Origin of the sequence: Mycobacterium angelicum, assembly GCF_002086155.1 — a bacterium.
Classification (GTDB): Bacteria; Actinomycetota; Actinomycetes; order Mycobacteriales; family Mycobacteriaceae; genus Mycobacterium; species Mycobacterium angelicum.
In genome coordinates this window covers 1-400 of record NZ_MVHE01000310.1, presented here as the reverse complement: position 1 = coordinate 400, position 400 = coordinate 1, and the positions used below count along the sequence as shown (strand labels likewise).

Below are 400 nucleotides of genomic sequence, written 5' to 3'. Positions count from 1 at the left end.
CATCAGCCGCGTCCACGCCGCCAACTACGGTGTTTACGGTGCCCGCAAAGTGTGGCTAACCCTGAACCGTGAGGGCATCGAGGTGGCCAGATGCACCGTCGAACGGCTGATGACCAAACTCGGCCTGTCCGGGACCACCCGCGGCAAAGCCCGCAGGACCACGATCGCTGATCCGGCCACAGCCCGTCCCGCCGATCTCGTCCAGCGCCGCTTCGGACCACCAGCACCTAACCGGCTGTGGGTAGCAGACCTCACCTATGTGTCGACCTGGGCAGGGTTCGCCTACGTGGCCTTTGTCACCGACGCCTACGCTCGCAGGATCCTGGGCTGGCGGGTCGCTTCCACGATGGCCACCTCCATGGTGGGTGAGTCCCACCAGCTCGGCCAATTCGATCTGGGT

The 400-nt window shown here is 65.2% G+C and carries 1 protein-coding gene; it reads left to right on the top strand.

The window, feature by feature from the left end:
• Window positions 1-400, top strand: a 400-nt coding sequence (locus tag BST12_RS29535; RefSeq protein WP_083116540.1) for an IS3 family transposase, incomplete at both ends; no start/stop codon positions are given.